We start from the raw sequence: 24366 nt of genomic DNA on the forward strand, positions 1-24366 counted from the left end.
ATCCGTAGGAGAGCCGTTCAATTACCGACACCTATCTTTGCGCTTTTAATCGTATATTGGATGAGGATTAAGCAATTCCTTTACCTATCGATGAAAGGCCTTTTTAAGTTTTTTTTCACTGTTGTTTTAATCTGCTTTTCGAAATTCCCTTCTTTTGCGGCAGGACAGGCCCCCGTACAATTTTATTTTCAGCAATTTGACAACCGCAACGGTTTGTCGAACAGTGCCGTAAATATGGTATTTCAGGATAAGGACCAGCTGTTGTGGATAGGGACCTGGGATGGATTAAATATGTATGACGGCACAGACTTCAGGGTATTTAATTACAACAGTGAAAACCAGGGCGGCAGTATTGGCAACAATGTGATTCAAGACATCAAGGAAGATAAGATTGGTAACATCTGGATCAGTACCATTGGCGGGATTACGCGTTTTGAAAAACCGAGCGGTAAATTTTACCGGTATTTTTATAACCAGGCTACAAAAAGAAGTATTGCCGAGAAGGAGTATGAATTGGCGATAGCAGCCAATGGAACCGTTTTTTGTTACAGCAAGACCTATGGTTTAAGCCGGTTTAACTTGCAACTTAACCAGTTTAAACCCATCAATTTTCCAGGAATAAGCTTAAAGGCGATAAAAATGGAAAGTGGAATGGCTGAGTTGATGTGGCTTCTTAAAAATGATGGCACATTGCTGGCCTGTAAAGTTACTGGCACAGGGCTAAGCCCGTATCGCGTAATCAAAGCCACCGCCCCCATCAATAATTTCTTTCCGGTAAATGAAAGCCTGTTGTTTACGGATGCCGGTAATAACCTCTGGACGGTTGACGCAACGTTTAAGCCGAGAAAACTAAATAACATGGGCGCCGTCAAATCCGTCGTTCATTACCAGTCGCATTACATTGTGGCCTGGGATGGGCAGGGAATCGGTGTTTTTGACGATAATTTCCGGCCATCGGCTTTTATGCAGCAGGAAGCGAAGCAACTGGCGGGTAGCCGGGTTACTGCCCTTGAACCGGGAAAGGATGGGGTGCTTTGGATTGGAACTGATGGGAATGGGATGATCAAGATCTATCCAAAAGTGAACCATTTTGGGCTCGTAAACCGGAATGATTTTGCTGATCTTAATAAACCTGTACGGTCTTTTGCCGAAGCTGAGGGCAATTTATGGGTAGGTACCAAAGGAAAAGGAATTGTAATTTTGAAAGATTTTCTGAAACGTTTTTCTGCTCCGCATCTGAAGGAGGGATTAAGTACGGCAAATGGATTGGACAACAATTCTGTGTATGCTTTAAAGCGTGGAAAGGAACCTTATATCTATATTGGTACAGATGGGCAGGGCATTGGAATTTATGATTTGCGTAAAAAGCGGATCATTGGCTGGCCTGAGGTTGCCGGAACTGCCCCCTTGCCAGCTTTTGGCTCCGTTTATGCCATTCTGGAAGATAAAGATAATTCTTTATGGCTTGGCACCAGCGGCAATGGATTGATCCATATCAAGCTTGCAAAAAATGCTTCAGGTATGTTAAGGGTAGCTTATTTTAAGCAATACCTTTCCGGTAGGCAAAATGGCCCGGCCAATGACATCATCTACGCTTTAAGTAATGATGATGACCGGCTTTGGATCGCCTGCAGGTATGGGGGCTTAAGTGTACTGGATAAAAAAGCAGGACGGTTTAAGACCTTTAAGGCTTTCTCTTCCCCCAACGGCCTTTCCAATAATGATGTACTTTCTTTGTATCAGGATGACAGCAAAAGGCTGTGGATTGGTACCAGTTATGGGCTGAACATGCTAAGCAAGGAAGAATCGCTGAAAGAAAACCCTGTTTTTAAGAAATTTACCATGAAGGATGGCTTACCGAACAATACCATCCATGCCATTGAAGCAGCAAATTCCGGAAATATTTGGGTAAGTACCAATAAAGGCTTGGCCAGGTTGAATCCTGCTGATGGTGCCATAGCCAGTTTCAGAGAAAGTGATGGATTGCAGAGCAATGAGTTTAGCGATGGAGCTGTTTGGAAATCGGCTTCGGGTACACTTTATTTTGGTGGGATCTATGGCTTCAATTATTTTATACCCGAACGCATTACCGGGAACAAGTTGCAGCCTAATTTATTGGTTTCGGGAATCCAGCTTGGGGGTAAAAATCTGGACGAAAACAGGTTACAGGTATTGAAGAGTGTTCAAGTGGCAATTCCGGAATATACGGTGCCCCGCAAAAGCAATTTCTTCCAGTTAAGTTTAAAACCCATGAGTTTCTTAAATGAGGCGAAGAATGAATTTGCTTATAAGCTGGACGGCCTGGACAAAAACTGGAATTATTCGGGCGGGCTCGGCAATATTGTATACAACAATGTGCCACCAGGTAATTATACCATGCGGGTAAGGTGGAGTAATGGTGAAGGGGTCTGGACGAATGGTGTGGGGGTTTTTAAATTGCATGTGGAGCAATATTTCTGGTTAACTTATCCGGCCTTGTTTACTTATTTTATGTTGCTCCTGGCTTCCGGCTATGCCTTCCACTTGTACAGGAAAAATAAACTGCAAATGAAATATCAATTGCAGATGGAGCATCTTTTAAGACAAAAGGATGAAGAGGAGCACCAGCAGCGCCTGAATTTCTTTACCAATATCGCACATGAGATCCAGACTCCTTTAACAATGATCATGGGTTCTGTTGAGCATTTTTTGCGCAGTAAAAAAACGGAACTGCTTAAAAACAGGGAGCACAATTATTTCATTTCTATTGTACACCAGCATACCGCAAGGCTAACTTACCTGGTGCAGCAATTGCTGGAATTCAGAAAAGCTGAGGCGGGTTACCTGAAAAGAAATGACGATTATGTAGACATCAGCAAGATGCTGGAAAGTTTGTCTGAACTGTTTGTACCTGCCAGCCATAAGAACAGCCAGAAATACATCAGAACGATACAAGGTGGTATTGCGGGTTTTATTGATAAAGATAAATTTGAAAAAATCCTGTTTAATCTTTTGTCCAATGCATTTAAGCATTCGGGCAAACAGGAAACGGTTGCATTTAAGGCCGCCTACGATCCGGATACACGCCTGCTGGAAATCAGTGTTTCCAACTCTGGCTGTACTTTAAAGCAGGAACACCTGGAGCAGATTTTCAATAAGTTTTATGTGAGTAATGAACAGCAGACGGAAAAGTTTAGCACTGGTATTGGCCTGGCTTTTACCAAAGAGCTGGTCAGCCTGATGGATGCGGACATTCAGGTGAATTTGCTGGACGACTGGATAGATTTCAGCGTTTGCGTACAACTATCGGCTGCAGAGGGTAAGGAGGCGAAAGTAATTACTTCTGCGCCATCTTCATTGTACCTGTCGCTGGTACAGGAATATGAGCAGCCGGAAATGGTTTCTGCGGAAGAAGAAAATAAAAATAGTCTGATTGATGATCTGCAGGCAGGGAAGCCAAGCATCCTTTTGGTGGAAGATGAACCGGAACTGAGGTACCTGATCCGGAATGTGCTGAAAGAACACTATATAGTGTATGAGGCGGGTACCGGTGTGGAAGCGCTTGCATTTTTGAATAAGACCATTCCCAGCCTGATCATCAGTGATGTGATGATGCCCGATATGAACGGCCTGGAATTGTGTCGGACGGTAAAACAGACACCTGCTTTGGCGCAGATCCCATTTGTGATTTTATCAGCCAGGGGTTCGGAGGACAACAAGGCAGAAGGTTATGAGCTGGGGGCGGATGCCTATATCCCAAAACCTTTCCAGATCAATTACCTGCATGTCAGGATCCGGAGACTGCTGGAGGACCAGGCAAAGATGGAGAGCCTGATCAAGGACCAGCACATTACCAATCAGTTTATGGATGCAGACATTGCTGAAACAGACAAGAAGTTTTTGGAAGAACTGTTGAAAGTGATCGAGCTGAATTTAAATGAGCCGGAACTGAACGCAGCGACATTGGAGGGTGCGCTTTCGATTAGCAAAATGCAACTTTACAGGAGGCTGAAATCCCTGGCAGGGATGACTCCTGGCGAATTCATTAAAAGGATCAGGCTGAAACATGCAGCAGATATGCTGGTCGCTTCGCAGTATACCGTTTCCGAAATTTTTTACCGCACGGGCTTTAACAATAAATCTTACTTTTTCAGAGAGTTTAAAAAGATTTACCATTGTGCTCCAAATGAGTACCGTCAGCAGCAGTACGCAGAAAATACCAGCGCTTTGTAACTATAGTGAACTAAAATGTAACTATAGTGTACCACTTCCGGAGGCGTCCTGTATAGCTTTGTTATAACCAAATATATCACAGATGAAAAGAAATCTACATTTCGCTCTGGCTTTGGTACTTTTAATAGTACTGTCGGGGTTTACTGCCCTGGCCCAGGTAAAATTAAGTGGAAAGGTTACTGATGAAAACAATCAGCCTTTTCCCGGAGTTGTTGTTCAGCAGCTCCATACACAAAACAAAACGGCCACAGATGTTAATGGTAACTATGTGATTACGCTGGTCGCCGAAGGCGAAAAGTCGCTGGTATTTAATTATGTTGGTTATACCCCTGTAACTGTTGCTTATACCGGGAATGCAACATTGAATACCGGTATGAAACCCAGTTCAGCAGATTTGAATGAAGTGATCGTAGTGGGCTATACCTCGCAGCGTAAAAATTCTATTTCTGGTGCTGTGGCTACTGTGGATATGAACGATTTATCTAAAACGAGAATTGCTGATGTAGCCCAGGCCCTTCAGGGACAGGTAGCAGGTGTTTTTGTGGCCGCCAATACCGGTGCGCCGGGCGATGGAATAAAAGTCAGGATCAGGGGAGAGGGCACACTTGGGAATAACGAGGTACTCTATATCGTAGATGGCGCACCTACCCGCGACATCTCTTTTTTGAACCAGTCTGATGTAAAATCCATGACAGTGTTGAAAGATGCTGCGGCGAGTGCGATTTACGGATCAAGAGCGGCTGGAGGTGTGATCATCATCACGACAAACAAAGGGCAAAAAGGCCAGTCAAACGTGAGCGCAGAGTTTTTCTCAGGTTTTCATCAGGCAACTAATTTGCCCAGACTGTTAAATACAGATCAATATTTAACGGTTAAAGATCAGGCCTGGCACAATACCTTAGGAAATGCGCCTTCGGCTACGAGCCCGTACCAGGCGGCCAGGAGCAGGACAGATCTGGCCAATACAGATTGGTTGGATGAGCTTTTTGAAACCGGAAAATCTAAAAATCTTCAGTTTTCTGTCGATGGGGGCTCAGATAAAGTACAGTATTTAATTTCCACTGGTTATTACAATCAGGATGGTATTGTGGTTGAAAATCACGACAAATACGAACGTTTCAATTTCAGAACAAATGTCAATGCTGAGGTAACCGATCGTTTTAGGGTTGGAACCAATGTACAGCTCAGTTATGCCAAACAAGATAAGCTTTCTTCCAGTGGCGATGTTCCGGGGATCATTCGTCACGCACTAATCAGGCCTCCTGTTTTAGCCGTGTACAAAGCTGTTAATGACCCGACATATTCCGTTAACAATCCGTATACCGATCTGCCATTTTATGTGAATAATAACAATGGGTGGGATAAAAATTTCGAATTCAGTTCAAACCCCATTGCCATAGTGCATTTTACAAACGACAAGCGGAAAACCTTTCAAACTTTTGGAAATATTTACGCCGAGTACGATTTTTTAAGTGATAAATCCTTAAAGTTCAGGTCAAATGTAGGTGTAGACATCAGTTTCTCGCATAACAAAAACTTTGCACAGAATTTTGGCGATGATAATGACAACAATCCGGATGAGCTGTATCCAGGTTTAGGCCGCAACAATAAGCCCAACAATCTGGACGAAAACAGGGGAGAGGGAATGGCATTTACTTTTACCAATACCTTGAATTATGTAAAAATATTAAATGAAAAGCATAACGTTAACCTTTTGTTAGGTACGGAGAACATCAGCAGCAAAACATCAGGAATCGGTGGAAGCAGGCAAAATTTTAGCAATACAACTTCCCCGTTCCAGTATCTTGATTATGGTGATGAGGGCACTGCCCGCAGTGGGGGAACTGAAAGCAGTTTTAACCTGGCCTCTTTCTTTGCATCGGCTACTTATGGTTACGATAACCGCTATTATGCTTCTGCAACATTCAGGGCTGATGGTTCTTCCAGGTTTGGCCCAAATAATAAGTGGGGTTACTTCCCCTCACTTTCTGCCGGCTGGATAATCTCGAATGAAGCATTTATGAAGGATGTGAGCTGGATCAGCAATTTAAAACTTCGCGGAAGCTGGGGTAAATTAGGGAACCAGGAAATTCCAAATAATGCATACGAGACCCTTGTATCTGAATCAGGAGGCGTGGTAAATGTGATTAGATATGGTAACCCTGATATTAAATGGGAAACCACTACACAAACCAATATCGGATTGGACATGGGCATTTTAAAAAATAAATTGTCTTTTACTGCAGACTACTTTGTTAAAAAAACCGATGATATATTGCTTACAGTAGGCTTGCCCGCCGTTTCTGTAGGAGTGATCAACAGAACTTATGTGAATGCCGGAGAGGTGAGCAACAAGGGGTTTGAATTTGGGCTGAACTTTCAGAACAATGATCATAAGTTCAAATACAATGTAAATGCCAACATGGCTACCTTAACCAACAGGGTAAATAAGCTTCAGGAATTTGTCAAAAACATTACAGATGATTATTCGCATACAAAAACTGAAGTTGGACAACCGATCAGTTCTTACTATGGTTATGCCTTCGAAGGTATTTATCAGAATGCTGCTGAAGTTAGCAACCATTTGTTTACCAATGTTAATGGAAAGCTTCCAGGGGACATCAGATTTAAAGATTTAAATCAGGATGGGCAAATCAATGCCGATGACAGGACCTTTATTGGTAACCCGATCCCTAACATCAGCTATGGCCTTGCATTTTCTGCTTCCTATCAGAATTTTGACTTCTCGTTTTTGTTCCAGGGGGTTGAAGATGTGGACAGATACACCGACCTGAAACAGATTTTAAACTACGACAGTCGTCCTTTTAATTCTATGGTATCTGTACTGGATAGTTGGAATGGAGAAGGGAGTAGTAACACTACGCCTAGGGTAACCTTCAACAATAACGGAGGAGGAGAGGTTTCCAGTGTATTTGTGGAAGATGCATCGTATTTGAGGTTGAAGAATATTGAGGTAGGCTATACTTTTAATGTTGCAAAAATAAACCTGAAAAACCTGCGCGTTTTTGCTTCCGGCCAAAACCTGCTCACTTTTACAGATTATACAGGTCTGGATCCTGAATCTACTTCTTTGATAGATAAGGGAACTTATCCGCAATCCAAAGCATTTATTGTTGGCTTAAAAATTAAACTTTAAACAAGCATTTTAAAAGTATTGTTATGAAAAATTTATCAATAATAGGTGTACTTTTTACCCTGGTTATTTTTGCCGGCTGTAAAAAACAACTCACCACTGAAGCTATTGGGTTAACCACATTAGAACAGGCGAATTCTACACCTACAATGAGTACGGTAGAGAATTCTGTCAATTCTTCCTATCAGCTGCTTTCGGAACGCCTCAATATACTGGCGGAATGGGACTGGAACGGCGGCTTGGTTTTTCAGAACGACTATATCATGCAGGATATCGCTTCTGATGACATGGAAAAAAAATGGAATCCCGATGGCGATCAGCCATGGATGGACGACATCAATAACTTCACATTTACTGCAACAAACGGTGGCCCGAATGGCTTATGGAAATATAACTATGAGGGCATCAAAAGATTAAATATTGCTATAGAACTACTTACAAAATCAGATATTGAGGCCATCACCGGTATCACCACAGCCAGGAAAAATCAGCTGCTGGCCGAAGCTTATTTCTTAAGGTCTTACTATTACTTCTCGCTGGTGACCAACTTTGGAGATGTTCCATTGATCACGCAACCGGTTAAAACCTATCAGGAAGCTTTTGAAGTAGCCGTAAAAGCAAATAAGACCATAGTTTGGGATAAAATAAAAGCAGATCTTGCCTTGGCGAAAGCAATGCTGCCAAATGCCAAGTTCAGTTCTGCAACCGAAAAATGGCGGGTTTCAAAAGGTGCCGTCATTGCTTTGCAGGCAAAATCAGCTTTGTATACCGAGAAGTGGGACGATGTGATTGCGCTGGTAACAGAACTGGAGGGGTTGCACTTTTATAATTTAAATGTGAATTATTTTGACAGTTTCAGTACAACCAAAGAGTTCATCGATGATGAGGTGATTTTTTGTTACGATCATCAGAGTAACCAGATACCCCGAAAAGGAAATGGGATCTGCGCGCCGCTTGGCTGGGGTTTTTTTGCGCCAAGTACGGATTTTCTGAATGCTTTTGAACCAAATGACCCAAGGAAACTGTACACTGTGGACGTTCCCAATCAAAATGTAAATAAAATGCTGGGGAGCCTGAACGGGGCAAATAAAGGAGATGATGATGCCCCGACCAATAAGGTATACATCCGTTTTGCTGACGTGTTGCTTTGGAAAGCTGAAGCCTACAATGAAAAGGGGAGTTATCCTGAGGCAATTGCCATCATCAACAGAATAAGGGCCCGGGCAAGAACTACGGTTAGCGCTACAGGAACGGTGCCGCCTGCAGGTACATTGCCTGACAGACCTGCGTCTGCCGTTAAAACGGTAGTCAAAGACTGGCTGATCTCTGAAAGAAGGGTGGAGCTTGGTTTTGAATCCCAAAGGATGTTAGACCTGAAAAGATGGGGAATAGCGAAAGCCGTTTTAACCGCACATGGCAAGAAATTTCTGGATAAACACTATCTGTACCCCATACCTCAGGCTGAAGTTGATGCTTCTGCCGGAACATTAAAACAAAATACCGGTTATTAATTTATTTACAGTACGAATCCGGCAGGCTGGTTTTTAAAGCCTGTGGGATGCTTGTACCCTTTTCAGAACCAGAGATATGAAAGATATTGCGCAAAGATTTATACAAAACCCCTTGCTCTCGCCCAAAGATCTAAAACCCAGCAGACCGGGGCTGGAGATTACCTGCCTGTTAAATCCTGGTGTTTTTACTTTTGAAGGTAAAACCTGGTTGCTGGTACGTGTGGCTGAAAGGCCGCGGCAGCAGGAAGGGGTCATCTCTTTTCCGGTATTAAAAGGTACGGGGATTGAAATCATTGCCATCTCCGCTGATGATCCGGATCTCAACACAGATGATCCGAGGGTGATCAGGTACAGGGGCCTGGACTATCTGACAACGCTTTCACATCTGCGTTTGCTTTGCAGCGATGACGGGCTGCATTTTTATGAGCCCGAGGGCTATCCACTTTTGCAGGGTGAAACCCCGCAGGAGGCTTTTGGTGTGGAAGATTGCCGCGTAGCTTTAATTGAGGGGATGTATTACCTGACCTATACAGCTGTTTCTGAGCGGGGAGTTGGGGTGGGCCTGCGCAAAACAAAAGATTGGAAAAACTTTGAGTCAATTGGAATGATCATTCCGCCGCACAATAAAGACTGCGCTATTTTTGAAGAAAAGATCAATGGGAAGTTTTATGCCCTGCATCGTCCAAGCAGCGTTGATATTGGCGGTAATTATATCTGGATTGCCGAATCGCCGGATGGCATACACTGGGGAGGACATAAATGCATCATTACCACCAGGAAAAACCACTGGGATAGTGCCCGGGTTGGTGCCGGTGCAGCACCCATCAAAACAGAAAAAGGCTGGCTGGAAATTTATCATGGGGCCAATGCGGGGCACAAGTACTGCCTCGGTGCTTTTTTGCTGGACCTGGAAGATCCTGCTATTGTGCTGGCACGCAGTGTGGAGCCCATCATGGAACCAATGGCCACTTATGAGCTGACTGGTTTTTTTGGGCATGTGGTATTTACGAACGGTCATGTAGTTCATGGCGACGAGCTGACCATTTATTATGGTGCTGCAGATGAATTTGTTTGCGGGGCTAAATTCTCTATTCATGAAATATTAACCTCCCTAACCTATCATCATGATTCATAAACTAAAATCTGAGATCGCACATTTTAAAGTGCAGTCGCATAACTTTAAGGTTCTTACCTTAACCAACCTGATCTACAGCATTGTTTTGCCTGTGATTGATATTTTTGTTGCGGCTTATGTCATGCGCAGCTCTAATGATCCGGTAAAGGTGGTGGTATATCAGCTTACGATTTATACCGGCATACCTTTGACCTTTCTGATCAATGGCTGGCTGCTAAACCGTTTTCCCATTAAAGTGTTGTATTCTCTGGGTATGGTGCTCAGTGCCATTTCCATGATGATCATGATGTCGCTGACCACACTTGACATTACAGGCATTGCCGTTGCGGGGATTGTGATGGGTATGTCCTTTGGCTTTTACTGGGCAAACCGGGATTTCCTGGCCCTGGCTACTACAAATGACAGCAACCGCAATTATTATTATGGTCTGGAGACATTTTTTTATACCATTATTGCAGTAGTGATCCCGGTAATGATCGGCTGGTTTATAGAGGGGCTGGCTGGCACCGGCGACGCAAAGCTGGCCTATAAAATTGTTACGGGAATTGTATTTGTGGTAACCATTGGGGCATCTGTTATGTGCTTTACCGGTAAGTTCAGCAATCCCATCGGCAAGAAATTTATTTACTTTAGATTTAACCCATACTGGTACAGGCTGATGTTTCTGGCGGTATTAAAGGGGCTGGTACAGGGTTTCCTGGTAACTGCCCCGGCTATGCTCATCATGCTGCTCCTCGGAAAAGAAGGGGCGCTGGGAACGGCGCAATCTGTAGGGGCTATATTTGCCGCCATCCTGATGTATATTATTGGCCGTAAAACGGGGCCCGAACACCGCATCTATGTATTCGGAACCGGCCTGGTCTTATTTACCGTTGCAGCGCTGATCAATGGGGTGCTGTTTAACGAAACAGGAGTGATCTTATTCATGTTGTTTTTGCTGCTGGCTAAGCCTTTATTAGACCTGGCTTACTTCCCGATTCAATTTAGTGTGATCGACATCCTGACGAAGAAGGAAAAAAGAAGTGAATTTGCGTATATCCTGAACCATGAAGCTGGCCTTTATATTGGCAGGCTTACCGGTGCGGGTACCTTTTTACTGCTGGCCTATTATTTTTCCAACGAGGTGGCCCTGCGTTATGCGATCATCATTGTGGCTGTATTGCAGCTGAGTTCTTACTGGGTAGCCAAGGGTATCATTAAAAAAGGTAAAATTATGAACGGGGAACTGGAACTGGATGAGAAAAGCCTTGCTGAAACCGCTAATCCCAGCCATTCGGTTGCATGAACCGGAATAAAAGTGTGATCTCCTATTTTTGATATATTTAGACGAAACCATGATGAAATTTAAACTGAATGCAGCATTTACACTACTTTCTTTATTTATTGCGACGCTTTGCTTTGCTCAGGTTAGACAAGTCGGCATTAACCGCGTGAATGCCATGGCCAACCTGCCCCGGCCACTTCAAATTATAGACTGGAAGCAAATGGCACTTGATTTTGACCGTAAGGTTTATGACTTTAAGGCCGAGGGAGATTACTGGCCAATGGTTTGGATGGACAGTACCGGTAAAAATTTTAAGCAGCCTGTCCTGGGCATGTATACTGCTGTTGGTGATGTCAGGCAGGGCCTGCAGCACAATAAAGGCATGTTCCATGAGGCACTTGCCAATATGGGGGCTGTTTTAGGTGCCAGCCTGGTGGGTCTGGACAAGCGCAAACAGCAGGGTTTGAATTATGTGGCTATGCTGAAGAATTATTTTAATAAGGATACCGGCTGGGACATTATGATGAACAATACAGCACCAGAAGTGGCTTTACTGGGTGGCGGGTATGGCCGCGACTGGTGGTACGATGTATACCCGAACGTTTTATTTTATGCCATTTATGATAAATATCCTGCGGAACCGGATTTTGAAAGGTTAGCGAGGCGCATTGCCGATCAGTTTTATAAAGCGGACTCTGTATTGAATGGCAATTACCATTATTCTTATTTTGATTATGGAAAGATGAAGCCCATGTCTACCCAGATCTGTGCACAGCCAGATGCGGCTGCAGGACATGCTTACGTATTGTATACGGCCTATAAGAAATTTGGCGACCCGCGTTACCTGAAAGGTGCTATCAGCGCAATGAAGGCGCTGGAAAGCCAGGAAATTAATCCTACCTACGAATTGCTGATGCCCTTTGGCGCTTACCTGGCGGCCAGGATGAATGCAGAAGAGGGCACATCCTTTAACCTGGCTAAAATGCTGGACTGGACCTTTGATGGAACTGCTGTATGCAGGGAGGGCTGGGGTTTTTTAGTGGGTAACTGGAATGGCTTCGACATTTCGGGCACTGTTGGAAGTACGGTTGACCACGGGGGCTACGCCTTTTTAATGAATACTTTTGATGCGGCATGGCCATTGGTACCCCTGGTGAGGTATCGGCCAGAATATGCTACTGCGATAGGTAAATGGATGCTGAATGCCGTAAATGCTTCCCGGTTGTTTTATCCGCAGTACATGCCGGCTGAACACCAGACCATACCAGGGCTTGCTGCAGTTACCAATGGTGTAATTGCTTATGAGGGCTTTGCAAAGGCGTCCACATTTGATACTTTATACCAGTCATTGAAAGGCCCCGTTGCCCAGGGTGACGGGCCGAAATGGGTGCCTGGTAAAAATCCGGAGGTATCCCAGTTTAGCGTGTACGGCAGTGCGCATGCCGGCATTTTTGGAGGAATTGTAAAAGAAACGGAAGTAAAAGGGATACTTGGGCTGGACTTGCTGGCTACTGATTTTTATGCCGCAAAGGCATACCCAAGTTATTTGTTTTACAATCCTTATCAAACGGCTAAGACGATAGGGTTTAAATTGCCAACAGGTCATAAAGGTAAAAAAGATATCTACGACCTGGTTAGCCAGCGCTTTGTTGCGCGAAGTGTATCAACCGTTACCAGGGTGCTTATCCCTGCCCTGCAATCCGTAGTGCTGGTCTGTGTACCAGCAGGCGCTAAGTTGCAGGTAAAAAATAGGCGGATGCTCATTCATGGAATAGCCGTTGATTATCGGTACCGCAAATGACTGGAGGATTTGTAAATCTGCAGCTGTAAAAAAACAAATTATTCCGTATGTTTACGGCTGTAATTTAAAATAGAAAATTGATGAAAGTTGCGTTAATAACTGGTGTTACCGGACAAGATGGAGCATATTTAGCTGAGTTTTTGCTTAAAAAAGGATATTTTGTTCATGGTTTAAAAAGACGGGCTTCCTCATTTAATACAGACAGGATTGATCATTTATACCAGGATCAGCATGAAAATGGGGTAAATTTTAAATTGCACTATGGTGATTTAACAGATTCTACCAATCTGATCCGCATCATCCAGGAAACCCAGCCGGATGAAATCTATAACCTGGCCGCGATGAGTCACGTAAAAGTGAGTTTTGAAATGCCTGAATATACTGCCAATGCTGATGGGATCGGTACGTTAAGGCTGCTGGAGGCCGTACGTATTTTGGGTTTGGAAAAGAAAACTAAAATTTACCAGGCTTCTACTTCAGAACTGTATGGTTTGGTGCAGGCCGTTCCCCAAAGTGAAACTACGCCATTCTATCCACGTTCGCCTTATGCTGCTGCAAAAATGTATGCCTATTGGATAACTGTTAACTATAGAGAGGCTTATGATATGTATGCTTGCAACGGTATACTATTTAATCATGAGAGTCCTTTAAGGGGCGAGACCTTTGTTACGCGTAAAATTACCCGCGCAGCCTGCAAAATAGCTTTAGGGCTACAGTCTTGCCTGTTTCTGGGTAACCTCTCCGCCCAGCGGGACTGGGGACATGCCAAAGATTATATTGAGGCCATGTGGCTGATCCTTCAGCAGGAAAAACCAGAAGACTATGTAATTGCCACAGGTATTACCACAACTGTAAGGGATTTTGTAAAAATGAGTTTTGCCGAACTGGGTATAGAGATCGAGTTTAGCGGTAAAGATCAGCATGAACGGGGAGTGATCATTGACGTAGATCAGGAAATGGTGCTTAAAATGGGTTTAAACGATGTAAACCTGAAGCCTGGCGCCGTTGTGGTACAGGTGGATGAAAAGTATTTCCGCCCTACAGAAGTTGATTTGCTATTGGGTGATCCAACCAAGGCCAACACCAAACTGGGTTGGAAACCCAAATACAATTTGGCACTGCTGGTAGAAGACATGATCCAGTCAGATCTGCACCTGATGAAAAAAGATGAATACCTGAGACAGGGTGGATTTAAAACCCTGAACTATTTCGAGTAGGCCATCTCCTTTTTAAGGTTGTTTTCTTTTCTGTATTTGGCCAGGTTGATCAGTAAGACACTACCAAGGATAACGATTAAGCCTGCAATCTGGATGAGGGTAACCCTTTCACTGGTAAAAAGTACACTCAATAAAACTGCTACCACAGGATTGACATAGGCATAGGTGCTTACCTGGGTGGCCGGGCGTACGCTTAGCAGCCATACATAGGCACTAAAGGCGGCAATAGAACCAAATATAACCAAGTAACCTACTGAAAACCAAGCATCTGCAGATACTTCCTGCCAGTTGAACCTTGTCAATTCTGAATTGATGAGGATGCCTGGCATAAAGATAGCCCCTGCGGCCAGCATTTGCCATGAGGTACTTACAGATACGGATACGGTAGTGGTCCCATTGTATTTTGAATACAAAGACCCTGCTGCCCAGCCAATAGGGGCAAGGAGCAACAATACAATGCCCACGATCTGCGTGCTGCCCTGGCTGTTATTTAAGGTCTGCATTACCTGTTCAGCGAACAACAGGATGACCCCTATAAATCCGATAATGAGCCCCAGTACTGTCGATGTATTGCGCAGGTTCTCTTTCCATTTCGGTTTATCTAAAATTACAAACCACATTGCAGCCGATGACACCAGGATGGCCACCAGGCCGCTAGGGATAAATTGTTCTACCCAGATCACCAGTCCGTTGCCTACGCCAAGCATCAGTATGCCTGCTACAGCTGCGTGTCTGATGCTTTTTTTATCAAAGATCTTTTCTCCTTTTATGCTGCACCAGGTCATTAACAGCAGTCCTGCTGCAAGGAACCTAAAGGCACCGAGTATAAAGGGAGGAAAGCCTGCCAGGGCTTTTTGTATAAAAAAATAAGTGGAGCCCCATACGATATAAACTATAGCAAAGGCAATGATAACCATTATTGGCGAGGCTTTTTTGTTTAACTGTTCAGGCATGATGCGTTATTTTTCGGGAATGACTAATTGTTGTTGTTCTTTTACGGTTTCCAGTACAATGGTGCTGCGGATGGATAAAATGTTGGGGATCTTACTGAAATGATCGCGCATCAGGGCCATTAACGAAGCCGAATCGGTGGTCCTTACTTTGACCAGATAACAATCCTCACCGGCTATATGGTGTACTTCCTGTACCTCAGGGATCTTGGCCAGTTCCAGGGCTGTAGTACTGCAGCCAATGCTATCTGAAGCCTTCATCGAGATAAAGGCCAGGAGTTTTAAATTCAACCTGGCAGGATTGATCCTTGTAGTATACTGAAGGATGACGTTTTTTTGCTCCAGTTTTTTTACCCGTTCCAGTATTGCTGAAGGTGCCATGTCCAGTTCCTTTGCCATCTGCACATTGGAAATTCTTGAATTTTCCTGCATCAGCCTTAATATGGATAAGTCTGTTTTATCTAAACTGAGGTTATTTTCAGTGCTCATTCGGTAAATGTAGTAATTTTATGAATATTATTCTGTTATACTTTGTTATTTTGATTTATATTCTTTTGTACGCCCGCTTGCATGTGTTTGCGCAAATAATCAAATTTGGCCGGGAATGCCGCCCAGATATTGCTATCTTGCTTTTTTATTTTTGAATAGGGATGATCATCATTATACAATGCAAAGACCAGGTAGGGCTGGTGGCGGATATTTCTGCAATATTATCAACTGCGCAATTGAACATTATTTCTATGCGTGAGCATGTTGACAAAGCAGACAATCGTTTTTTTATGCGTTTGGATGTAGATGGTACCTCGGACGAAATATTACTGGAAAAAAAAATGAAAGCTGTTTTGCCTGGAGGGGCCATTATTCAGGTAAATCCGGTACCAGATAAAAAGATAGTAGTAATGGTGACTAAAGAATATCATTGCCTTGCTGATATTTTGATCCGCAACAATTTTGGTACACTTGGTGCTCAGGTGCTTTGTGTAATTGGAAACCATGATGTGCTGCAAAAGATCTGTGACCGCTTTGACATTCCATTTTTTTTAATTGCTTACCATGAAGATAAAGGCATTTCTGAGGGAGAAATGATCAGGAAGATCAAATCATATGATCCGGACTATATTGTGCTGGCCAAATTTATGCGCATTCTTTCGCCCGAATTTGTGGCCAATTTTCCCAATAAGGTAATCAATATTCATCATTCCTTTTTGCCAGCTTTTGCAGGAGCAAATCCTTACAGAAAGGCTTATGAAAGAGGAGTTAAGTTAATTGGGGCAACGGCACACTTTGTAACCGATGACCTTGATGAGGGGCCCATTATTGCGCAGCAGATCATCCCGGTGAACCATTCATTTACTGTAGCCGATATGGTAAAATCTGGTCAGGAAATTGAAACCGCAGTTTTGGCAAAGGCTTTAAGGCTGGTACTGAACGATAGGGTATTTGTTTACCGCAATAAAACGGTAGTATTTGAATAAGGACGAAATGTATCGGGAGTAATCATTCCAGAAAATATTTTTTCCTGAAAAATGTCCCATTTGTTGTACAGCTTTATCTTTTAAAAATATAAGGCAATGCAATCAAAGATTAAACTTCATTTGGACGCTGTGCAACCAGAAGATGTGGCTGCTGACAAAATTAATGCGCATTGTTCAACCCCGTTAAGAACGGCGGTTGCAAAAAAACTGGCATTAAAGGAAGGCTACATTCTCCTGCAATCCAGCAGCAATTACTTTGGGCATATTGAAATGTTCGAGTATGCTTTTAAACAAACTGCATTTATCGATTTTTCGGTAATTGAGCCATCCTATTTTATGCATGTTGACTTAGCGCAGAATTCCTGCTACCTATGCTACCGCCCAATGGGGAAGTACCGAAAAACGGTGCCGGCAGGAAAAGGGCAGATCATGCTCATTACCTTCAATCCGGATTGGTTCATTTATAAATGCCAGAAATTGCCGGAATTAAAACTCTTTGCTACTTCTTTTTGCAACCCCGAAAATACGTCAATGAGCCTTTCGTCGGTTGGCATTGCATATAGCTTGTTTAAGGCGGTACAAAAGATGGATGTTGCGGCAGGTAATTTAAATACGGATGATGAGGGCTATAATTTTATCAATGGCTGTATCAATAAGTACTTCAACAGCATAAAAAGCAGAAATGCGACCTCACGTGAACATCACCTCAAGGGACAGGCTATTGCCAGTTTTATAAACGAAAATTTTACTACAGAAATGGCTGATGATGCGCCTAAGCTGGCTTACAGGTTTATGGTATCGGAGCGAAACCTGGCGCGTTTGGCCAAAAATGTATTTGGCATCCCCCTGCATGAACAGGTGATCAAGCTGAGGATGGATTATGCACGGCGTTTACTTTCAACTTCCGGTAAACCAGTTAAGGAAATTGCATTGCTGGCGGGCTATAAGGAACCGCACTATTTTAGCAAAGCTTTTAAGAAGTATTATGGAAAATGTCCTAAATCTGTTACTGCATTACAGTTACCCGTTTGCCTTCTACTTTAAAACGTACATTGGCAGTGAGCTCCAGTGATTTCAGGATATCTTTCATGTCAGGTGATTTGGACAGCACGCCTCCCAATAATTCGTTTTTTTTATGGTCTTCTGTCTGGTAGATCACCTCCACATCGTACCAACGTGCAATAACCAGCATAATGTTCTCTAAAGGTGCATTCCTGAATATATAATCACCTTTTCTCCAGGCAATAGCCTCAGCGGCATTTACCTTATTAACGGTAATTTCATTTCCTGTTAAAACCGCTTCTTCATTGGGTTTAAGCAACGCTCCCTGCGCCACATTCATCATTGCCAGTGGATCAGCTACTGATGGATCGGCACCTTTAAAGCCTTTACGTATGCGCAATGGGGTAACACGGACCAATCCTTCCAGCAAAGTTGTTTTAATGGTCGTTTCATCAGGATAAGCCTTCACATTAAAATGCGTACCCAGCACTGCAATCTCCTGGCCCCTGCTCAGTACGGTAAAGGGCAATCGTTTCAGTCTTTGTGCGGAGGCGTAGTTATGCCTGGCAACTTCGAAATATGCTTCCCCGATCAGCTCAACCCGGCGCTTTTCTCCATTGGTAAAGGTAGCAGGAAACTTAAGCCTGGAGCCGGCATTTAACCAAACCTTTGTCCCATCCGGCAGTTGTACCTGGTATATCCCTCCGCGGGAGGTGGATACACTTGCCATTCCGCTAATGCCTGATATCGACAAGGTTGTACCATCGTGATAAGTTAACTTGTTCCCTGTAATGCTGATCCCGCCTTTATCTTCGTTAAGGGCAATTTTTTTTCCGTTTTCTAAAGTAAGGACAACCCTGTTTAAACCGGCGATGGTCTGACTGCCCTGAACAACAGGAGCTGATGCAGAGGGGTTAAAAAATAACCATGCCAGGCCCGCAATTATACATAAAACTGCCGCTGCAGTGATAAACTGCCAGGCAGGAGCTTTCTTGCTGTCATCTGGTAAGGCCGCGTGGTAATATTTAAGTTTCATGGAATGGATGGCATGCATTGCACTTTTGATGTCGAAATGCATTTTATGCGCACGAATGCTGTTGTCCTTTTCCTCATCCTCCAGAAAAGCAATAAGATCATCGTAATGAAGCTTGCCAATAATACGACCGTTTTCATAAACTGGCAGAGAGTGGGGCTTATCGTTGCCCATTAGGTTTAGCGCTTCGCTAACAACCTGGTGAGAGTGTAATTTTATAGGGTTCAATTTCTTGTAATATGATAAGTTAATATAGGTAATCTCTTTCACAATCCATGCCAAAAGTATATATTTTTTCCTTACAAATCACAACGCTATAGTACTATAATATTTTATTGCACCTTTGATTATCAGTGTTTTATAGTAAAAATGTGCCTTTAGCGTATAAAAACCAAGAAAATAATGGAAAAATTATTTTTTGTTTTTTTTATTCATTTTTGGCTTAGGTGATTTATTCTTAAATCGCTGGGGATCGCTAAAAAATAAACTAAGAAAACAGATCTTTAAGTACGGTTTTGGCGGCATGAAACCCACACATGCCATGTACACCAGGTCCGGGAGGGGTAGAAGAAGAGCAAATATAAATGCGTTTAGCAGAGGTTCTATAGGGAGACGCCCTTAATACTGGACGGGTGTACAATTGGGAGAAGTCTACAATCCCACCATTGATGTCTCCGCCAATGTAATTTGGATTGTACGCTTCCATTTGCCGGGCATTCATGGTATGTTTGGCCAGTATCAGCGCCTTAAAGCCAGGGGCAAAACGTTCTACCTGGTTTTCTATAGCAGCAGTCATGTCCTGCTCTGATCCATTTGACACATGACAGTAAGCCCATGCGGTGTGTTTTCCAGCCGGGGCCCTGGTGTTGTCAAAAACACTTTGCTGGGCAAATAATACAAATGGCTTTTCCGGCTGTATGCCCGCAGCAGTTTGCTGTTCCGATAATGCGATTTCCTCATAGGTATTTCCCAGATGTACAGTCGCTGCTTTGCTGCATTCGGAGGCCGTAAAGGGCACAGGCCCGTCCAAAGCCCAGTCTACCTTAAAAACACCCATTCCCTGTTTATACCTTCCCAGCTGCCGTTTGTAACATGCAGACAATTCCTCCCCTGCAATTTGCAATAGCTGTTTAGGGGTTACATCAAACAATACAACCTGATGAGTGGGAAGTTCCTTTACCGATCTTACCATCCGTCCGGTTTCCACTTTTCCACCTAAATCCAAAAAATAGGCCAGCAGGGCATTGGCAATAGACTGAGATCCGCCTTTTGGAATGGGCCAGCCATATTTATGCCCCACAGCAGACAGAACCAGGCCAATAGCCGCAGATGTCAGGTTGCTAAAAGGTTGTATGGCATGGGCAGACATCCCCCCCCATAATCCTTTAGCAGCTTTTGTGGCAAATTTTGCTGCAATTGCGTTGGCGGGCCTTACCGCGTTCCACCCAAATTGAGCCAGCAAGAAGGGATGTGCAGGAAAGTGTAGGGGGGCCATAATGTCCCCGGCAATTTTTTCCCAGTTGTTTACCAGGGGGCTGATCAATTTTAAATAGGCCTCTTCGTCCTCGCCTAAAGCAGCTGCCGTTTCTGCTATTGATCCGGATAAAAAAGCAGCGCTGCCATCGTCAAAAGGATGGGCGGCCGGCAGGGGAGCCTGAATAAAGTCCAATCCATATTTTGCCAGCGGTAAATCTGCAAAAAAAGGGGATGCCATGGCCATAGGATGAATGGCGCTGCACACATCGTGTTTAAATCCCGGAAGCGTAAGCTCCCGGGTACGCATTCCACCACCAATGGTTTCCTTAGCCTCTATCAATAATACAGCCTGCCCAGCCCGCTGCAAGGTAATGGCAGCGGCGAGGCCATTGGGACCAGAACCTACTACAATCGCATCATACTCATTTTTAGCCATAAATTTATTTATAGGTCTGTACCGCTTCTCCTAAATCTAAGATCAATAAACCGTTTAGGTTATACCGCAACAGGCTGCTGGCTATCGCTGAGCGATAACCTGAAGCGCAATGTACTACTACCGGCTTATCCAAGGGGATTTCTTTCAGTCGGCCCGATAGTTCTGACAAAGGGATGTTTACCGATTTTTCAAATACCTTTTTGTCTTTAACCTCTTTAGCTTCCCTTACGTCCAGTATATAGTAATCATTGGTGTTCCTGTCAAATTTTTCTTTATCAACTATGGCAGGTGACGGCTTTTTTTTATTGAAAACAAAAGCACCTTTTATGGCACTTTCGTAGCCAATTTTGGCTGCTTTATAGCTCAGGGCATTTAATTGTGCCGGATTTTCTCCAACAATATAGAATTTTTGCGATGGGGCAATAACGGTGCCCAGCCAGGTCTCAAATTTTAGTCCATCAGGAATATGAATGGCTTTATCGAGAAATGAAGCATTAAATATCACATTAGAACGGCCGTCTACCATCACTGCATCGTCCTCCGTTATAAAATTATCTGGCAGTAGCTTAATCTCAGATAAACCCTGCTTCAGGTCAGCAGCACCTTTTTTATTCAACTCTACATCATAAGGAAAATACTTCGGTATGAAAGGCAGGTCTTTCAGTAACAAGGCCACAAATTCAGCTTCCGGGTATTTCTTAAATGCATAATTGTGTTGTCTTTCATAGCCGATCGTGCTGGAACTTACATCCCTGATGTTACCCCCACATAAAGAACCGGCCCCATGTGCCGGGTAAAGAATCACTTCATCAGCCAGTCTGGCAAATTTTTGATGTACGGTATGGTACATCGCTTTTGCCAGGGCAATGCGCTCTGTTTCCTTTCCGGCCTTATATTCCCGCAGATCCGGACGTCCTACATCCCCGAATAATAAAGCATCACCAGAAAAAACCACCAGATCTTTATCCTTATCGGCTAAAACCAGTGAAATGCTGTCGGGAGAGTGCCCGGGGGTATCCAATACCCTTAAATGCAGGTCCTGGTATAAAGGGATGCGGTCATTGGCATCCAGGGCATGATGTTTAAAACTTGCCCCTACCTTTCGGCCCAGGTATACCGGCACATTTTTGTTCCGCTGAATTTCCGCGTGTGCGCTGATAAAATCTGCATGGGGATGTGTTTCTATTACACCAACAATTTCTGCATTGTTCTTTCTGGCATATTCGTAGAAGGGCGCAGCATCTCTTGCCGGATCGATCAGCAATATTTTGTTATTGTACAGCAAGGCGTATGAAAACTGGGCCAGGCCTTTGTCTGAAAATTGTTCCACGTGCCATACTGCCGCTCCGGAAGAATGGCTTCCTAATAATTGCCGGGGTACAACAAGGCCTATCGCCAGGGCTTTGGTACTATTAAAAATGAAGTTTCGCCTTTTCATGTCTTCTTTTATGTGCTACTGGATTACAAAATTGATCTTATCCACCCCTGCATTTCCATCCTTCGGATTGAAAGCATAGACAAGCAATTCGTAGCTACCTTTTGCTGTAATGTTTAATGCTCCTGCAAATAGATTGTTTTCTGGTAGCTTTTTCAAATTATATGCCCCTTTTTCAATTCCATCTTTTTTTAATGTTGCTTTTACCTCAAATTCGTCCGAATTCCAGACGCCGCCCTTGGAAATTGCACATCCGCATAACATGGTCAGGCTGATCTTAAATTCGAGCAGGCCCTGATTTAAGGACGATAAGGTGATGGCCTGATGACTGGTAGGGCTCAAAACATCCAGTATCAAGCCCGGTAAATCGATTACGATCCCTTCACCCAGTATATCTTTACCCGGAATCAGCCATACCTGCAGGCTACCTTTAATGGCTGCAGCCTTTCGGCTCAAAGGCGCAGTTACTTCAATATCTACCAAGGTAGGCTCATTGATGTCTACAATGGCCTCGTAACTGGCCGTTTTTTCATCTGTTATTCTTTGCCCGCGGATCAGCGGGCTTTGAAGGATGAGTTTGGTATCGCCTGAACTCCCGGAAGTGACGCCATTTGCCAGAAGCTGTGCAGTAAGGTGGTTTTTGATCAGGACGGCTGCGCCTCCTATCCCGGTGCCGATAAATTTGGCATCTTTAGCTTTTACCCTTACGGTAACCCTGGTAGGTGTAGCCATTAAACCGTTTGCAAGCAGCACCGCAAGGGCTGTCATTGCGATCTTTTTTATCCTGTTAATTATTCGCATAAGTATATAGGTTATTTTTGGTGTACCATCCCTGACCTATAGGATAGTCTTTTTTGATTTTGTTGAGTACGATATGGACAGTATCCTTTTTGTTGATCAGACCGGTGATGACGATCTCGCCATTCAGCGGCCTTTTATAATCCCACTTCAGGATGCCGATGCTGCCGCGTATGGCCGTTTTATATAGTTTTTTTAACCCTACGGCAACTTCTTTTTGTCGTTTGAACAGTTTTTTGCTGAATTCCTGGTTTTTATCTACCAGGTAAATCTGGTGATTTGCCGAATCGATTTCGTAGTACAAGTACCGCCATCCGCCAGCCCTGCCGGTCAGCTCATATTTTCTCAGGATATCCTGAGGTTGAGGAACCCCATTTGAGATGTCAATTTTAAAAGCTTTATGCACCTTGTAGGCTAAGGTAGAATAGCGTTCAAAAATTGCCGTATGCCATCTTACGGAATCCTGAGGCGAATAAGGGATAGTATCACCATTCAAGGCAAAAGAACTCACCTCATAATTTCCCTCTGCATTCGGCAGGCCAGGGATAACAGGCTCCTTTAAGCGGGCCCCGTTGTAATGCAGATCGTACCTGTAATACCCGTATACAAAAACAAAAAGAAAGACGAAGAGGTATTTTGAACCGTAAAAGGCCAGTCGCTGGCCGGCACTTTTCAATTTGGGATAATAATAGGCGGGTTTTACATTTTCTTTTTTGATCAATAGCTTCCAGATCGCCGGAACATAATAAACCAGTAAAAAAGCCGACAACAATACGAAATATCCGCTGTATACATGCACCCCTCCATCATAGGCGATGTTGGCATGTGCAATGTTATACAACACCCCCGCATTCAGAATGGCTCCTAAAGCGGTGGTTGCCCTGAAGAACATCAGTACACCGGTACCTATTTCCAGTAAGCCGAGAAATATCTGGTACCATAAAGATACGCCTACAGCTTGCCAGTACAATTTGAACTGTGCATAGTCCCCCAGATCGGTACTCAGATTCGTAATCGAAGGAAAGGGCATCTGCATCGGATAAAGCTTTAAAAATCCGAAAGCAATAATGCCTATTGCAATCCGGTAGCGGGTAATTACCCTTAGCCAATAATACAGCAGGTTATAATTCGCAATTTTCCTGTTCCGTACCAGGATTGTCCATACGGCTGCACCCAGTAAACCGGTTAAAGCCGCAATGCCCCAGGTAGAAAATGAAGCCAGGCCCCATCTTCCGCTCTCAGAGGCCACTTCGATAAAACTTGGCCGGTAGCCAGCCAGTTTTGAAAGCAGGTCATACAGGGACTTTATTGGAAACAATGCTGCATACCAGCTTGGTTTAACAGGAATGATCAATAAAGCGATAAAAATAAATGCAAACCTAAAGCTTATTTTTTCAAAACGACTCCAGTAGGAAACCTTGTCCTGCACGATATTTTCGTCTGATTTTTTAATAGTACCCATGTCTT

16 protein-coding genes are annotated in these 24366 nt (G+C 43.8%); 9 read left to right on the forward strand and 7 right to left on the reverse strand.

Annotation, left to right across the window (positions count from 1 at the left end):
- Positions 1–60 precede the first annotated feature (60 nt).
- From R2Q85_RS19695 to gmd, 7 genes are all read left to right on the forward strand, one after another.
- Positions 61–4212: a two-component regulator propeller domain-containing protein gene (locus R2Q85_RS19695; RefSeq protein WP_316813508.1), complete on the forward strand. Its 4152-nt coding sequence runs from the start codon at positions 61–63 to the stop codon at positions 4210–4212.
- Between the two features lie 82 nt (positions 4213–4294).
- A complete protein-coding gene (locus R2Q85_RS19700) occupies positions 4295–7369 on the forward strand; it encodes a TonB-dependent receptor (protein ID WP_316813509.1) in 3075 nt (1024 codons plus the stop codon).
- 23 nt (positions 7370–7392) lie between these two features.
- Positions 7393–8877 (forward strand): RagB/SusD family nutrient uptake outer membrane protein, encoded by a 1485-nt coding sequence (locus tag R2Q85_RS19705; RefSeq protein ID WP_316813510.1) that lies wholly within the window; start codon positions 7393–7395, stop codon positions 8875–8877.
- A 76-nt stretch (positions 8878–8953) separates the two neighbouring features.
- Entirely contained in the window at positions 8954–10012 is a 1059-nt protein-coding gene (locus R2Q85_RS19710) for a glycoside hydrolase family 130 protein (protein WP_316813511.1), read from the forward strand.
- Complete coding sequence (locus R2Q85_RS19715) at positions 10002–11297, forward strand: MFS transporter (RefSeq protein WP_316813512.1); 1296 nt, start codon at positions 10002–10004, stop codon at positions 11295–11297. Before R2Q85_RS19710 ends, R2Q85_RS19715 begins: the two co-directional genes overlap by 11 nt.
- 49 nt (positions 11298–11346) lie before the next feature.
- Positions 11347–13077: a hypothetical protein gene (locus R2Q85_RS19720; RefSeq protein ID WP_316813513.1), complete on the forward strand. Its 1731-nt coding sequence runs from the start codon at positions 11347–11349 to the stop codon at positions 13075–13077.
- 80 nt (positions 13078–13157) lie between these two features.
- Positions 13158–14294: a GDP-mannose 4,6-dehydratase gene (gene gmd, locus R2Q85_RS19725; protein ID WP_316813514.1), complete on the forward strand. Its 1137-nt coding sequence runs from the start codon at positions 13158–13160 to the stop codon at positions 14292–14294.
- On the opposite strand, the gene R2Q85_RS19730 is transcribed toward gmd, so the two are convergent.
- Together R2Q85_RS19730 and R2Q85_RS19735 are read right to left on the reverse strand one after the other, a co-directional pair.
- Positions 14282–15247, reverse strand: coding sequence for an EamA family transporter (locus tag R2Q85_RS19730; RefSeq protein WP_316813515.1), 966 nt, complete (start codon positions 15245–15247; stop codon positions 14282–14284). The genes gmd and R2Q85_RS19730 overlap by 13 nt on opposite strands.
- Before the next feature lie 6 nt (positions 15248–15253).
- Positions 15254–15733, reverse strand: coding sequence for an Lrp/AsnC family transcriptional regulator (locus R2Q85_RS19735; RefSeq protein ID WP_316813516.1), 480 nt, complete (start codon positions 15731–15733; stop codon positions 15254–15256).
- Positions 15734–15894: 161 nt separating this feature from the next.
- Here R2Q85_RS19735 and purU point away from each other — a divergent pair, with 161 nt between their 5' ends.
- Together purU and R2Q85_RS19745 are read left to right on the forward strand one after the other, a co-directional pair.
- A complete protein-coding gene (purU, locus tag R2Q85_RS19740; protein ID WP_316813517.1) occupies positions 15895–16719 on the forward strand; it encodes a formyltetrahydrofolate deformylase in 825 nt (274 codons plus the stop codon).
- A 96-nt stretch (positions 16720–16815) separates the two neighbouring features.
- Entirely contained in the window at positions 16816–17763 is a 948-nt protein-coding gene (locus R2Q85_RS19745; protein WP_316813518.1) for a helix-turn-helix transcriptional regulator, read from the forward strand.
- On the opposite strand, the gene R2Q85_RS19750 is transcribed toward R2Q85_RS19745, so the two are convergent.
- The 5 genes from R2Q85_RS19750 to R2Q85_RS19770 form a co-directional block, all read right to left on the reverse strand.
- Positions 17726–19024: a FecR domain-containing protein gene (locus tag R2Q85_RS19750; protein WP_316813544.1), complete on the reverse strand. Its 1299-nt coding sequence runs from the start codon at positions 19022–19024 to the stop codon at positions 17726–17728. The genes R2Q85_RS19745 and R2Q85_RS19750 overlap by 38 nt on opposite strands.
- Positions 19025–19241: 217 nt before the next feature.
- Positions 19242–20666 (reverse strand): NAD(P)/FAD-dependent oxidoreductase, encoded by a 1425-nt coding sequence (locus R2Q85_RS19755; RefSeq protein ID WP_316813519.1) that lies wholly within the window; start codon positions 20664–20666, stop codon positions 19242–19244.
- A gap of 4 nt (positions 20667–20670) precedes the next feature.
- Positions 20671–22104, reverse strand: coding sequence for an MBL fold metallo-hydrolase (locus R2Q85_RS19760; protein ID WP_316813520.1), 1434 nt, complete (start codon positions 22102–22104; stop codon positions 20671–20673).
- 15 nt (positions 22105–22119) lie between these two features.
- A complete protein-coding gene (locus R2Q85_RS19765; RefSeq protein ID WP_316813521.1) occupies positions 22120–22902 on the reverse strand; it encodes a hypothetical protein in 783 nt (260 codons plus the stop codon).
- Positions 22889–24361, reverse strand: a complete 1473-nt coding sequence (locus R2Q85_RS19770; protein ID WP_316813522.1) for a hypothetical protein — start codon at positions 24359–24361, stop codon at positions 22889–22891. Before R2Q85_RS19770 ends, R2Q85_RS19765 begins: the two co-directional genes overlap by 14 nt.
- Positions 24362–24366 lie beyond the last annotated feature (5 nt).

Origin of the sequence: Pedobacter heparinus, assembly GCF_032678725.1 — a bacterium.
Lineage (GTDB): Bacteria > Bacteroidota > Bacteroidia > Sphingobacteriales > Sphingobacteriaceae > Pedobacter > Pedobacter heparinus_A.